The sequence below is a fragment of the Paenibacillus sp. ATY16 genome, assembly GCF_003399985.2.
Lineage (GTDB): Bacteria > Bacillota > Bacilli > Paenibacillales > Paenibacillaceae > Pristimantibacillus > Pristimantibacillus glycanilyticus.
In genome coordinates, this window is record NZ_NMOK02000002.1 from 149,148 (window position 1) to 162,358 (window position 13,211).

Below are 13,211 nucleotides of genomic sequence, written 5' to 3' on the forward strand. Positions count from 1 at the left end.
TTATGGCATTCGAAGGATTATCGGAGCAGTATTCGAACTTGCTTGAAGCAGCGAAGGAGGCCATGTCGCGGGCATACGTGCCTTACTCCAATTTTCGCGTAGGCGCCGCGCTGCTGGATGAAAGCGGCCATGTCCACTCCGGCTGCAACGTGGAGAATGCCGCGTACAGCCCTTGCAATTGCGCCGAGAGAACGGCGTTGTTCCGCGCAATCGCCGATGGCAAGCGGCCTGGAGAATTCCAAGTCATAGCCGTCATGGGGGATACGGACGGACCCATTACCCCTTGCGGAGTATGCCGCCAGGTACTGGTGGAGCTGTGCAAGCCGGATATGCCGGTAGTTATGGGCAATCTGCGCGGCGACTGGAACATTATGACGGTAAGCGAGCTGCTGCCGGGTGCATTTACACCGGCTTCATTAGAGAAAGGAAGTTAACTATTCACATGACTCAAACGAAATTCCGTTCCGGATTCGTGGCGATTATCGGTCGTCCGAATGTCGGCAAATCCACGCTTATGAATCATTTAATCGGGCAGAAAATTGCCATTATGTCGGACAAACCTCAAACGACTCGGAATAAAATCCATGGCGTGTACACAACCGATACATCGCAGATCGTTTTCCTTGATACGCCCGGTATTCATAAACCGCAGTCCAAGCTTGGCGATTATATGATGAAAACCGCTGAAGGCGCTCTAAAAGAGGTTGAGGCCGTTCTCTTCCTGATTGACGTTGCAGACGGACTAGGCGGCGGTGACCGCTTTATCATCGAGCAGCTGAAAAAGGTGGATACGCCCGTATTTCTTGTCATGAACAAGATTGACAAGGTGCAGCCTGAGAAGCTTTTAGAAATTATCACCCAATACAAGGATCTGTATCCGTTTGCGGAAATAGTGCCGATCTCGGCTCTTCAAGGCAACAACGTGGAGACGCTGCTTGCGCAGATCCAGAAATATTTGCCTGAAGGGCCGCAATATTATCCGGCCGATCAGGTCACTGACCATCCGGAGCAATTCGTCTGCGCGGAGCTTATCCGCGAGAAGATTCTGCATATGACCCGTGAAGAAATTCCGCACTCCATTGCTGTTGGCATCGAGGATATGAGAGTGCAGGAGAATGGCGTTGTTTATATAGGAGCGGTTATTTTCGTGGAGCGGGATTCCCAAAAGGGCATTATTATCGGCAAAAAGGGTGCTTTGCTGAAGGAAGTTGGCAAGCAGGCCCGCCGCGATATCGAAGCTTTGCTTGGATCCCGCACTTTCCTGGAGCTTTGGGTCAAGGTGAAGAAGGATTGGCGCAATCAGGAGCGCGTATTGAAGGACTTCGGCTTCCGGCATGATTAAGCCGGATTGACGAATTTTGTTAAGGATAGCATTCGGTAAAATGCCGTATCCTAATTACCGTCTGGGGCTTCATTTCCATGGCGGAAAGGGATGAATACGAATGCGAAATTTTTCGTGGAAGTATTTTACATTGACCGGTGATGTGGAGTCATACATGCTCTACAAGGAAATGGATCAACTTGGTCCAGAGAATCATCCTCAACATTTGCCGGGAGACAATGAGGAGCTTGCTGCTGAGTTCGAGGATTCGTCTGCCCTTTAATGGATTACCCTGCAGGCTGCCTTGAATCAAGCATGGGGGAGAAGGTAGTATGCTATATCGTGTGGAGGGCATTGTCATCCGCAGCATGGATTATGGGGAAGGCAACAAAATAATTACGCTGCTTACGAAAACAAACGGAAAGCTTGGCGTAATGGTGCGCGGCGCGAAGAAGATGAAGAGCAGGCATGCTTCTCTCGCGCAGCCATTTACATACGGTGAGTTCGTATTTTTCCGGAATAAAGGTTTAGGTACGCTTAATGCTGGTGAGATTCTTGAATCTCACCATCTTTTACGTGAGAAGCTCGATTTGGCGGCTTACGCCTCTTATTTGGCAGAACTGACGGACAAGATGCTACAGGAAGACGAATCCGGTGCCATGTTGTTCGAACAGCTGAAGGCGGGGTATGCCGCAATGGAGGAAGGCAAAGATCCGCAAATCGTATCGCATCTGTTCGAGATGCGCATATTGGAGGCTGCGGGTTATGCTCCGGAGCTGGAGATTTGCGTCAATTGCAGCAGCGAGCAGGGACCGTTCCGGTTAAGTCCTCACGCTGGCGGCGTATTGTGCCTCAGATGCGCAAGAAACGATGCCCAGGCGATCCCTATGGGGGAAGGGGCTTATAAGCTTCTGCGGCTGTTCAGCCGGATGGACTTGAGGCGTCTTGGGGCTATTCAGGTGAAACCGGAGACGAAAAAAGAACTGAAGAAGCTGATGAGGGAGCTTATGGACGTCCACATCGGCATTCCGCTGAAATCCAGAACATTTCTTGATCAAATGGACAAATATTCATTCGAATAAACGACGTGATCGGTCCCCAGACCGAGCACGCCGTTTTTATTTTCCTGTAAGATTAATCTTGTTCAATTGGGAGGAAATGGAGGGATCTCTACGCATGTCGAGAGCCCAGATTCCGCAGGATGTCATGCGAGCGTCTAGTTCATGGGGAAGGCCTCCATGAAGGATCTGATTGGTCATCCTGTAAAAGCGGAACCGGATCGCTACGGAAGTGCCTGGGCATTAGTGCCTAATACCTGGTTTGACAACGGCATTAAAAATGTTTAATATATTTGAATATGAATATGGACAGTGATGGAGAAAGTAGCAGTTGATGCCTAGAGCTAGCGATCCGGGGATAGTGGAAGCCCGGGCAGGCTAAACATGCGAAAAGGCACTCCGGAGTCAATTAACGAAAAGAGGATTTTCGCACGCTGCCGGAATAAGCAGCGGCAAGCGGAAGTCAAGTAGGGTGGAACCGCGGGAGTCAGCTCTCGTCCCTACGTCTGGCAGCAGGCGTAGAGACGAGAGCTTTTTGTGTCTCGCCTTCGCCATACTAATGGATAAAGGAGCGGAAATTGTCATGAATTTTCAAAACATGATATTGACTCTGCAGCAGTTCTGGGCAGAGCAAAACTGTATTCTCGTACAGCCGTACGATGTAGAGAAGGGTGCGGGAACGATGAACCCGATGACCTTCCTCCGCACGATTGGCCCAGAGCCATGGAACGTAGCTTACGTCGAGCCTTCCCGCCGTCCTGCCGACGGCCGTTACGGCGAGAACCCGAACCGGTTGTACCAGCATCATCAATTCCAGGTTATCCTGAAGCCGTCTCCGGACAACATTCAAGAGCTGTATCTGGAGAGCTTGAAGCGTCTTGGAATCGATCCGAAGCATCACGATATCCGCTTTGTTGAAGACAACTGGGAATCGCCGACACTGGGCGCATGGGGCCTTGGCTGGGAAGTATGGCTGAACGGCATGGAAATTACCCAGTTTACGTACTTCCAGCAAGTCGGCGGCATTGACGCTAACCCGGTTGCGGTCGAAATTACGTACGGTATGGAGCGTCTGGCTTCGTACATTCAGGAAAAAGAGAATGTGTTTGATCTGGAATGGGTAGACGGCGTGACTTACGGAGACGTCTTCCTGCAGCCGGAGTTCGAGCATTCGAAATATACGTTTGAAACTTCCGATTCCGCGATGTTGTTCCAGCTGTTCAACATGTATGAGGAAGAAGCGAAAAAAACGATGGAGCATAACCTCGTATTCCCGGCTTACGATTACGTGCTGAAATGCTCCCATACGTTTAACCTGCTGGACGCACGCGGCGCGATCAGCGTAACGGAACGTACGGGCTATATTATGCGCGTCCGTAATCTGGCGCGCGCTTGCGCAGCGACATATCTCGAGGAGCGGGAACGTCTCGGCTTCCCTCTGCTGAAGAAAGGAGTGGAGAACAATGGCTAAGGATTTATTGCTGGAGATCGGGCTTGAGGAAGTACCGGCGCGTTTTGTGCGCGGTGCCATGAACCAATTGAAGGAGAAGGCGGTCAAATGGTTCGACGATTCGCGTATTCCTTACGATTCGGTTGAAGTGTTTGCGACACCTCGGCGTCTGGCTCTGTATGTAAAAGGCGTAGCCGAAAAACAGGAAGACGTAAACGAACAGGTTAAAGGTCCTTCGCGTAAAATCGCCCTTGACGATCAAGGCAACTGGAGCAAAGCGGCGCTTGGTTTCGCGCGCAGCCAAGGCGTTGATCCGGAACAATTCTTTTTCCAGGAGCTTGCCGGCGTTGAGTATGTGTATGCGAACAAAAGCAGCGTAGGCACGGAAACGGCTTCCGTATTGCCGGAAGGGCTGACAAACCTGATCACATCGATGTCCTTCCCGAAAAACATGCGCTGGGGCAGCTATGAACTGAAGTTCGTACGTCCTATCAAATGGATTATCGCTTTGTTTGGCCAAGATATTATTCCGGTCGAAATCACGAACGTGAAGAGCGGCAACGTATCCCGAGGCCATCGCTTCCTTGGCGAGGAGACGGTTGTGGCATCTCCCGCGGATTATAAAGAGCGTCTGCGCGATCAGCATGTCATTGTTGAAGTTGAAGAACGCGAGCAGCTGATCGTGGCTCAAATCCAGGAACTGGCCAAAGAAAAGAACTGGGAAATCGCGATTAAAGAAGATTTGCTCGAAGAGGTCTTATTCCTGGTCGAGTATCCGAACGTATTATATGGGACATTTGATCCTGCATTCCTCAATATCCCGCAAGAGGTTCTTATTACGTCGATGCGCGAGCATCAGCGCTACTTCCCGGTATTAAATGCGGAAGGCCAGCTGCAGCCGTTCTTCGTAACGGTGCGTAACGGTGACCGGACTTCGATCGAGAATGTTGCGAAAGGCAACGAGAAGGTTCTTCGCGCCCGTCTTTCCGACGCGAAATTCTTCTACGAGGAAGATCAGAAGCTTGCGATCAACGATGCGCTTGCGAAGCTTGAAAATATCGTTTATCACGAAGATCTGGGTACGGTTGCGGACAAGGTTGGAAGAATCCGCGCGACAACCGATCTGATTGCCGCAAAACTTGGTGTAGACACAGACGCGGCTTCGGCAGCAAGCCGAGCGGCGGATATTTGCAAGTTCGACCTCGTTACTCAGATGGTATACGAATTCCCTGAACTGCAAGGCATTATGGGCGAAGATTACGCCCGCAAGGCAGGAGAAAGCGAAGCGGTAGCGAAAGCGATCAATGAGCATTATCAACCTCGCTTTGCAGGCGACCGTGCGCCGGCATCCCTTGTAGGCGCCATCGTAAGCCTTGCCGACAAGATGGATACCATCGCGGGCTGTTTCTCGATCGGCATCATTCCGACAGGTTCGCAGGACCCTTATGCCCTGCGCCGTCAGGCATCGGGCATCGTTCAGATCATTCTGGCTCAAGGTCTCGATCTGAAACTGACAGACCTGTTTGACGCAGCGCTCCAGGTGCATGAAGCGCGCGGAATGAAACGCGGCGCGGACGAGATCCGTAAAGATTTGAACGACTTCTTTGCGCTTCGCGTGAAGAATGTTCTGTCGGAGCAAGCTAACCGTTATGACGTCGTTGATGCAGTTATGGCAACCGGTTTTAATGATTTGCGTATTACCGTTGAACGGGCGGCACTGATTAACGAACTGGCATCCGGCAATGAGCGCAGCGAGTTCAAGCTGACGATCGATGCTTTCAACCGGGTATGCAACCTGGCTTCCAAAGCGGAGTCGCGTGCAGTGGATCCGGCTCTGTTCGAAGTAGAGGCAGAGGGTGCTCTTTACGAGCAGTGGCAAAAAGCCCATCCAGCGGTTGCGGCAGCTGTCGCCGAGGGAGATATTGCTTCCGCGCTTGCTAATTTGTCTTCGCTTAAGCAGGCGATCAACGCCTATTTCGATTCGGTAATGGTTATGGCCAAGGATGACGCCGTGCGCAGCAACCGTCTGGCAACCCTTTCGCTTCTCGCGGACGACATTACGGCTATTGCCGACTTCTCGAAGCTGGTCTGGTAATACAGGTTGCACTCGTCAATGTATCATTGTCGTCAATCCATAGAGGGAAGGGATGATGATTATGGCAGGTTCAGCTGAAGTGATTATTTACGTTGTATCCGACGCTGCGGGGGATACCGGAGAGCTCGTCGTAAGGGCTGCGGTAGCGCAGTTCCATCCGGTTCAGACGGACATTCGCCGCGCGCCGTTTGTCATGGACGTGCCCACTCTGGAGCGGTTTGTTCTGCAAGCCAAGCTGTCGGGCGCCATCGTTCTCTATACGCTGGTCATCCCGCATTTGCGGGAAGCGATGAAGAACCTGGCCAGGGAGCATCAAGTGGAAGCCATTGATCTGCTTGGATCGCTGATCGAAAGCCTCGAGCGGCAGACCGGACGTCATTCGCGCCAGGAGCCTGGCCTTAACCATGTTCTTGACGCGGATTACTTCCGCAAGGTGGATGCCGTCGAATTTGCGGTGCGTTACGATGATGCCAAGGACCCTTCCGGCGTCCTGAAAGCGGATATCGTGCTGATCGGCGTATCGCGGACGTCGAAGACGCCGCTGTCCATGTATCTGGCGCATCAAAAATACAAGGTAGCCAATATTCCGCTCGTTCCGGAAATCAAGCCGCCCAAGGAACTGTTCAATGTTCCGGTCGAAAGGATTATCGGCTTGACGATTGGCGTGCCGTACTTGAATACGATCAGGAAGGAAAGGCTCAAGGCGCTTGGTTTGCCCAACAGCGCGTCGTATGCCGCGGAGGACCGGATATTGAAGGAGCTTGAATACGCGGAAGCGATTATGAAACAAATCGGCTGCGTCGTTATCGATGTATCGCATCGCGCGGTGGAAGAAACGGCGAGTCTGATTATGGAGCATTTTCGCGGCGTTTAAGCCAAATTGCAGGATTTTTTTGAAGTATTGCCGTATATAATAGTACGGTAATTGAAATATACAACAATAAGCGGTGATGCGTGATGGAGCTTAATCAACCGACAGTCGTCGTTGACGGCGACGCTTGTCCCGTTAAGACCGAAATTGCTCGGACCGCACGCAGCTTCCGCGTCCCGGTTGTCATGGTATCTTCCTATGACCATCGGCTTGAGCCGCAGGAAGGTGTTTCGGTTGTGCAGGTCGACCGGAGCAGCCAATCGGTCGACTTGTATATCGTCAATCATATAGCCAAAGGCGATATCGTGATTACGCAGGATTTCGGTCTGGCATGTATTGCAATCGGAAAAGGGGCGGTCGTCTTGTCTCCGCGCGGCGAACAGTATTCGGACGAGAACATCGATTATTTGATGGAGCGGCGTCATGAATCTGCGAAAAGAAGGCGTGCCGGGGGTAAAACGAAAGGCCCAAAAGCCATGAATCATGAGGATCGGGAGCGTTTTCAACAAAAGTTGACAAAAGTTTTATCAAACTTGCAGGAGAAACATGACATTTAGCGAATATTATTTACGTGTCATTAGGATGAAGGTGATGGATAATGACCTACGGTAAAATACCGGATGACGTTATTGAGGCGGTACGCCGTCATCATGACATCGTAGATACGGTGAGCAAATACGTTCATCTCTCTAAGAACGGCAAGTATATGAAAGGGCTTTGTCCCTTCCACTCGGAGAAGACGCCTTCCTTCACCGTGACGCCGGAGCTGCAGATTTTTCACTGCTACGGCTGCGGCAAGACGGGCAACGTAATCCGGTTCGTGGAAGAGATTGAAAGCTATACCTTTCCAGAAGCGGTTCGAGTGCTTGCCGAAGAGGCGGGCATACCTGTTACCTGGGCCAACCCGGACGGCTCGAAGCCAACGGCGGCCGATACCGAACGCAGCGCTGTTCTTGAAGCGCATGAGCTGACTGCGAAGCTGTATAACTATCTGTTGAACAATACGCAGCATGGCCGTGCCGCCAAAGACTATTTGCGCGATCGCGGGCTTGGCGACAAACTGATCAGTCATTTTATGATCGGTTACGCGCCGGAACAGTGGGATACGCTAAGCCGGTTCTTGACAGCCAGAAATTTCGATCCCTCTTTAATGGAGAAAGGCGGGCTGCTATCCGCGAAATCAGACGGAAGCGGATATGTGGACCGGTTTCGGGGACGAATCATGTTTCCGATTTGGGATCGGGACGGCAAAGTAACGGCGTTTGCGGGACGAATAATCGGTGAAGGCCAGCCGAAATATTTGAACTCACCGGAAACGATGCTGTTTACGAAAAGCCGCACGATTTACAATCTGCATCATGCGCGACCTGCCATCCGCAAGAGCAAGCAAGTTGTTTTATTCGAAGGGTATATGGATGTCATTAAATCTTGGAGTGCGGGCGTAAAGAACGGGATTGCCACAATGGGAACGGCCTTGACGGAGGAGCATTGCAGCATTCTTGCAAGGCAGGCTGAAGAAATTGTGATCTGTTACGACGGTGATGACGCCGGACAAGCAGCCGCCATGAAGTCTATTCCGATGCTCGAAGGAGCAGGGCTTAGAGTGATGGTGGCCATGCTTCCGAAAGGAAAGGATCCGGATGAATATATTACCGAATACGGTCCGGATGATTTTCTTCGGGAAGTCATTGATCAGCCTGTCACAACTACAAAATTTAAGCTTATATATTCAAGAAAAAACCATATACTGCTAAAAGAAGAAGGTCGGAAAAATTACTTGCTTGAAGCCGCCGGAATTGTGGCAGAGCTTGATTCGGCTATTGAACGCGAGGTTTACCTGCAAGAGCTTTCGCGCGAATTTAATTTCCCATTAGAGGTATTAAAGCAGGATTGTCACCTAAAGCATCAAGAATTGCAAAAAAAGAAACCCGGAAGGGATAATAACGACAATTCGTGGAATAATGGTAGGAATGAAAATCGCCGAAGATCGGGGCCTCCCGTGCTAATGCCTGCTTATACGTATGTAGAGCGGAGGCTGCTTCATGTGATGATGCGCGACAGGGATGTGGCGCAGACTGTCCATGAAAAGCTGGGAGACGCGTTCAATATTGAGGATCACGCAGCGCTTGCTGCTTATTTATACGCATTTTATGCGCAGGGCTATGATCCGGATGCCGGGAGGTTTATCGCCTCGCTCCAAGACGAACGTCTGGAGAGAACGGCTGCAGCCATTCTGATGATGGACGGAGATTTTCCTTTTGACGATGCAATTTTGGAAGCCGATATTCAGGACATTATCAAAGTACCTAGGTTCCGGGAGATCGACCGAAAAAAAGAGGAAATGATGCAGGCGGAACGCGCCGGAGATCATCTGCTCGCCGCGCAAATGTTAAGTGAGATTATAACCCTAGAGAGACAGCTAAAAGGAACGACTTGACGATCGGTTCTAGGGAGGAGGGAGTCGGAATATGGCGAATGATCAGCATACTGAACTAGATGCCGAACAAAAACTGGATTTAGTGAAGGAACAATTGATTGAACAGGGGAAGAAAAGAGCCTCCTTAACTTATAAAGAGATTATGGAGAAATTGTCGCCGTTTGATCAAGATCCGGAGCAAATCGATGAGTTTTTCGAACAGCTTGACGATTTAGGAATTGAGGTATTAAACGAAAGAGACGAGGATCGTGATCCGCTTAACCGCGGTGAGGACTCGGATCGCGAGCAGGATGATTTCAACTTCGACGATGACTTGGCTCTGCCTCCGGGGATCAAAATTAATGACCCTGTACGCATGTATTTGAAAGAAATCGGCCGTGTTCCGCTCCTGTCAGCGGATGATGAAATCGAACTGGCAAGACGGATCGAGAACGGGGATGAGGAAGCGAAGCGCAGACTTGCGGAAGCGAACCTTCGTCTCGTTGTCAGTATTGCGAAACGCTACGTCGGCCGCGGCATGCTGTTCCTTGATTTGATTCAGGAAGGCAACATGGGTCTGATTAAAGCGGTAGAGAAGTTCGACCATCAAAAAGGCTTTAAGTTCAGTACGTACGCAACCTGGTGGATTCGCCAAGCGATTACGCGCGCCATTGCGGACCAAGCGCGTACCATTCGGATTCCGGTTCATATGGTCGAAACGATCAACAAGCTGATTCGGGTCTCCAGACAGCTCCTTCAAGAGCTTGGGCGCGAACCGACCCCGGAAGAAATCGCTGCGGAGATGGAACTCAGTACCGATAAAGTAAGGGAAATTATGAAAATTGCTCAAGAGCCGGTATCGCTCGAAACACCGATCGGTGAAGAAGACGATTCGCATCTTGGCGATTTTATTGAGGATCAAGAAGCACTTGCACCTGCTGACGCGGCGGCTTACGAGCTGCTTAAGGAGCAGTTGGAAGATGTGCTTGATACATTGACAGAGCGTGAGGAAAATGTACTCCGTCTGCGTTTTGGACTTGACGACGGCCGTACTCGCACCCTCGAAGAGGTTGGCAAAGTATTCGGCGTAACCCGTGAACGGATTCGTCAGATCGAAGCGAAAGCACTCCGCAAGCTCCGTCACCCAAGCCGCAGCAAACGGCTTAAAGATTTCCTAGAATAAGATAGCATTAACCGATAAGGACCTTTCTGCTCTTGCAGCAAGGTCTTTTTTTCCAATTGAACCTATCGTCATTCTACCTGAGAGGATAACATAAGGCATATGAATGAAGAGCGACGCCAGATTATCGTCAGAGAAATTGAGCACTGGAGCAGGAGCAAATTGCTGCCGGATCAATATTGTGATTTTCTGCTTAACTTGTATATGGATCATGATCAGGAAGTAAGGCGTGAATCCAATCATTCGATAGCCAAGGCGGTAATGGCCGTTCAACAGGCTTCAGGCAAACATTGGCTCCTTACATTTGGTTTTTTTACCTTTATTTCCTTTGTTGTGCTTTATTTTAACGTTTTTCACCCTCTATTGCAAATTGGGGTTTCGGCCGTTGGCGTCATTGGTCTGTTGTGGTTTGGCGCCCGTTTGAGAAGACGCCATGAGTCAGCCGGGCTTGCTGTAACCGGCGCGGGCATGCTGTTAATGCTTGGCGCCGGCCTATACATATTGGATTTGCACGAGATGACGGAATGGGGCTGGAAGGCAGGGATGCTTGGTTTTTGCGCGCTGTTCTGGGTGGTGTACGGAATCGCGGCAAGAATCCAGCTGCTGCATCTTTGCGGCTGGCTTGCGGGAATAATGGTATATGCATGGCTGCTAGCCAAGTTTACGAGCGCGCCGGAGTGGTATGAATCGCAGCTCTATTGGATGCCGCTCTCGGTTCTGTTCGGCTGGGCAAGCTGGTTTGTCCACCGTTGGTCCAAGCAGGCTGCTATGGTTTTATTCGCGGCATGCGCGATTTTATGGTTTGTGCCGGAGTTATACGAAATGATTGTATGGAAAGAACCGGTTATGCTGCAGCTGCAGCTTCAATTGCTCTTGAAGATTGCGGTGGGCGGCGGGCTGTTGTTCTTTATGCGAAAACAATGGATGGTGTGGGTTGCTTAATGTTGAAATTATCGAGACGTCTGCAAAGAATCGCAGACTTTGTAACGCCGGGCTCGCGCGTAGCGGATATCGGTTCCGATCACGCGCTGCTTCCGGTTTATTTGATTCAATCCGGCCGAGTTCCCTCTGCCATTGCAGGAGAGCTAAATCCCGGTCCGTTTGAGGCGGCGCGTAAGCAAGCCGCGGATGCGGGCCTTACCGGCAAGCTTCAAGTCCGCCGCGGGGACGGGTTGTCCGTCCTGCAGCCCGGGGAGACCGATACGGTAACGATTGCGGGCATGGGCGGCAGCTTAATGAGCAGCATTTTGGAAGAAGGTTATTTAGCCGGAAAGCTGAATGGGGTAAAGGAATTGGTTCTCCAGCCTAATGTCGGCGAAGAGTTTGTGCGAGGCTGGTTATTGAAGCGCGGTTGGTTCCTTGCGGAGGAGTCCATTCTGGAGGAAGACGACAAAATTTACGAAGTGCTGCATGCCTTCAAATATGATAAGGCAGAATCGAAGGAGCGGAATACCGAAGTTTACGACTCCTCTTTCCTTGCACTGCCTACTTATCAAGAGAAAGGTGCTGCGATTCTGGAAAGGATGGGGCCGCATCTGCTTCGCGCGCCGCAGGATGTCTTCTTCAAAAAGTGGCGTCTAGAGCTCGATAAGCTTGGCAAGATTGTAGCTCAGATGTCCCAATCCGATCTCGAGCAAGCGGAGCAGAAGAAGCAGCAATTCCGTGAGGAAATTAATGTAATCGAGGAGGTGCTTCAATGTTTGCAAACGGACAGACCGTCATCCAAATAATGGAGCAGCTTGCGCCAAAGCATTATGCAGTCGAGAATGATAAAATCGGACTGCAGCTTGGGACGTTGAACAAGGAAATCCGGAAAATCGTTGTAGCGCTGGATGTGACGGATGAAGTTGTCGATGAGGCCATCACTGCCGGAGCAGAGCTTATTATTGCGCATCATGCCATCATCTACCGTCCTTTGGCGAAGCTGGATACCTCTACGCCGGCAGGCAGGCTGTACGAGAAGCTAATCAAAAATGATATCGCGGTCTATATCTCGCACACCAATCTGGATGTGGCTGACGGCGGCATTAACGATTGGATGGCCGACCTGGTTGGCATTAAGGCGGAAGGCCGCCAATGTCTCGAAGAGGTGCATACGGATAAGCTGTATAAGCTGGTTGTTTTTGTTCCGGAGGAGCAGCATGAAAAGGTGCTTCAAGCGATGTTCCAAGCGGGAGCGGGCCATATCGGCGATTACAGCCACTGCAGCTTTAATATCGAAGGGACGGGAACCTTCCTTCCCGGAGAAGGCACGAATCCGTTTATCGGCCAGCAGGGGCAATTGGAAAAAGCGAAGGAAATCCGCATTGAAACGATTGTTCCGCATAGCGTTCACCGCAAGGTGGTGCAGGCCATGCTGAAGGCGCATCCTTACGAGGAAGTAGCCTATGATCTGTACTCGGTTGATCTGAAGGGGAGATCCTTTGGCCTTGGCCGCAGCGGAAAGCTGGAGCAGCCTGTCACCCTTGGCGAACTGGTCGAAAAGGTAAAGGAAGTGTTCGAGGTGCCTTATGTTAGACTTGTTGGCGACCCGAACCGAGTCATTAAGAAAGCTGCCGTTTTAGGCGGCTCAGGCGGGCGTTACACCCGTCATGCGCAATTTGCCGGAGCGGATGTGCTCATCACGGGGGACGTCGATTATCATACCGCTCATGACGCGCTTGCGGATGGACTTTCCATTATTGATCCAGGTCATAATGTCGAAAAAATCATGAAGCAGCGTGTGGCCGACTGGCTGAATCAACAGCTGTCGGAACGGAAATACGAGACAAAAGCTGTTCATTCCTCCATAAATACGGAGCCTTTCCGGTTCGTGTAGCA

The 13,211-nt window shown here is 50.9% G+C and carries 13 protein-coding genes; all 13 read left to right on the top strand.

Annotated elements, in window-relative coordinates; translation table 11 throughout:
• Nucleotides 1-2: 2 nt before the first annotated feature.
• The 13 genes from cdd (at nt 3) to CFI03_RS01490 (ending at nt 13,209) form a co-directional block, all read left to right on the top strand.
• On the top strand, nt 3-434 hold the full coding sequence (gene cdd, locus CFI03_RS01430) for a cytidine deaminase (RefSeq protein WP_248756262.1): 432 nt from the start codon (nt 3-5) through the stop codon (nt 432-434).
• An 8-nt stretch (nt 435-442) separates the two neighbouring features.
• Entirely contained in the window at nt 443-1,342 is a 900-nt protein-coding gene (era, locus tag CFI03_RS01435; RefSeq protein WP_248756263.1) for a GTPase Era, read from the top strand.
• A 100-nt stretch (nt 1,343-1,442) separates the two neighbouring features.
• Complete coding sequence (locus CFI03_RS01440; protein WP_091188858.1) at nt 1,443-1,604, top strand: YqzL family protein; 162 nt, start codon at nt 1,443-1,445, stop codon at nt 1,602-1,604.
• Between the two features lie 49 nt (nt 1,605-1,653).
• Nucleotides 1,654-2,403 (top strand): DNA repair protein RecO, encoded by a 750-nt coding sequence (gene recO, locus CFI03_RS01445; RefSeq protein ID WP_248756264.1) that lies wholly within the window; start codon nt 1,654-1,656, stop codon nt 2,401-2,403.
• Between the two features lie 559 nt (nt 2,404-2,962).
• On the top strand, nt 2,963-3,850 hold the full coding sequence (gene glyQ, locus CFI03_RS01450; protein ID WP_127496388.1) for a glycine--tRNA ligase subunit alpha: 888 nt from the start codon (nt 2,963-2,965) through the stop codon (nt 3,848-3,850).
• Nucleotides 3,843-5,924, top strand: a complete 2,082-nt coding sequence (glyS, locus tag CFI03_RS01455) for a glycine--tRNA ligase subunit beta (protein WP_248756265.1) — start codon at nt 3,843-3,845, stop codon at nt 5,922-5,924. Before glyQ ends, glyS begins: the two co-directional genes overlap by 8 nt.
• Nucleotides 5,925-5,985: 61 nt before the next feature.
• Nucleotides 5,986-6,798 carry a pyruvate, water dikinase regulatory protein gene (locus CFI03_RS01460; RefSeq protein WP_248756401.1) on the top strand — a complete coding sequence of 271 codons (813 nt, stop codon included), beginning with the start codon at nt 5,986-5,988 and terminating at the stop codon, nt 6,796-6,798.
• A gap of 83 nt (nt 6,799-6,881) precedes the next feature.
• On the top strand, nt 6,882-7,352 hold the full coding sequence (locus CFI03_RS01465; RefSeq protein ID WP_127496385.1) for a YaiI/YqxD family protein: 471 nt from the start codon (nt 6,882-6,884) through the stop codon (nt 7,350-7,352).
• A gap of 41 nt (nt 7,353-7,393) precedes the next feature.
• On the top strand, nt 7,394-9,232 hold the full coding sequence (gene dnaG, locus CFI03_RS01470; RefSeq protein ID WP_248756266.1) for a DNA primase: 1,839 nt from the start codon (nt 7,394-7,396) through the stop codon (nt 9,230-9,232).
• A gap of 31 nt (nt 9,233-9,263) precedes the next feature.
• Complete coding sequence (rpoD, locus tag CFI03_RS01475) at nt 9,264-10,394, top strand: RNA polymerase sigma factor RpoD (protein WP_127496383.1); 1,131 nt, start codon at nt 9,264-9,266, stop codon at nt 10,392-10,394.
• Between the two features lie 99 nt (nt 10,395-10,493).
• A complete protein-coding gene (locus CFI03_RS01480) occupies nt 10,494-11,333 on the top strand; it encodes a hypothetical protein (RefSeq protein ID WP_127496382.1) in 840 nt (279 codons plus the stop codon).
• Nucleotides 11,333-12,121: a tRNA (adenine(22)-N(1))-methyltransferase gene (locus CFI03_RS01485; RefSeq protein ID WP_248756267.1), complete on the top strand. Its 789-nt coding sequence runs from the start codon at nt 11,333-11,335 to the stop codon at nt 12,119-12,121. The genes CFI03_RS01480 and CFI03_RS01485 overlap by 1 nt, the downstream gene beginning before the upstream one ends.
• Nucleotides 12,088-13,209 (top strand): Nif3-like dinuclear metal center hexameric protein, encoded by a 1,122-nt coding sequence (locus CFI03_RS01490; RefSeq protein ID WP_248756268.1) that lies wholly within the window; start codon nt 12,088-12,090, stop codon nt 13,207-13,209. The genes CFI03_RS01485 and CFI03_RS01490 overlap by 34 nt, the downstream gene beginning before the upstream one ends.
• Nucleotides 13,210-13,211: the final 2 nt, after the last annotated feature.

Coding starts and splice junctions, on each gene's coding strand:
- cdd (WP_248756262.1), top strand. CDS start 3: ATGGCATTCGAAGGATTATCGGAGCAGTATTCGAACTTGCTTGAAGCA.
- era (WP_248756263.1), top strand. CDS start 443: ATGACTCAAACGAAATTCCGTTCCGGATTCGTGGCGATTATCGGTCGT.
- CFI03_RS01440 (WP_091188858.1), top strand. CDS start 1,443: ATGCGAAATTTTTCGTGGAAGTATTTTACATTGACCGGTGATGTGGAG.
- recO (WP_248756264.1), top strand. CDS start 1,654: ATGCTATATCGTGTGGAGGGCATTGTCATCCGCAGCATGGATTATGGG.
- glyQ (WP_127496388.1), top strand. CDS start 2,963: ATGAATTTTCAAAACATGATATTGACTCTGCAGCAGTTCTGGGCAGAG.
- glyS (WP_248756265.1), top strand. CDS start 3,843: ATGGCTAAGGATTTATTGCTGGAGATCGGGCTTGAGGAAGTACCGGCG.
- CFI03_RS01460 (WP_248756401.1), top strand. CDS start 5,986: ATGGCAGGTTCAGCTGAAGTGATTATTTACGTTGTATCCGACGCTGCG.
- CFI03_RS01465 (WP_127496385.1), top strand. CDS start 6,882: ATGGAGCTTAATCAACCGACAGTCGTCGTTGACGGCGACGCTTGTCCC.
- dnaG (WP_248756266.1), top strand. CDS start 7,394: ATGACCTACGGTAAAATACCGGATGACGTTATTGAGGCGGTACGCCGT.
- rpoD (WP_127496383.1), top strand. CDS start 9,264: ATGGCGAATGATCAGCATACTGAACTAGATGCCGAACAAAAACTGGAT.
- CFI03_RS01480 (WP_127496382.1), top strand. CDS start 10,494: ATGAATGAAGAGCGACGCCAGATTATCGTCAGAGAAATTGAGCACTGG.
- CFI03_RS01485 (WP_248756267.1), top strand. CDS start 11,333: ATGTTGAAATTATCGAGACGTCTGCAAAGAATCGCAGACTTTGTAACG.
- CFI03_RS01490 (WP_248756268.1), top strand. CDS start 12,088: ATGTTTGCAAACGGACAGACCGTCATCCAAATAATGGAGCAGCTTGCG.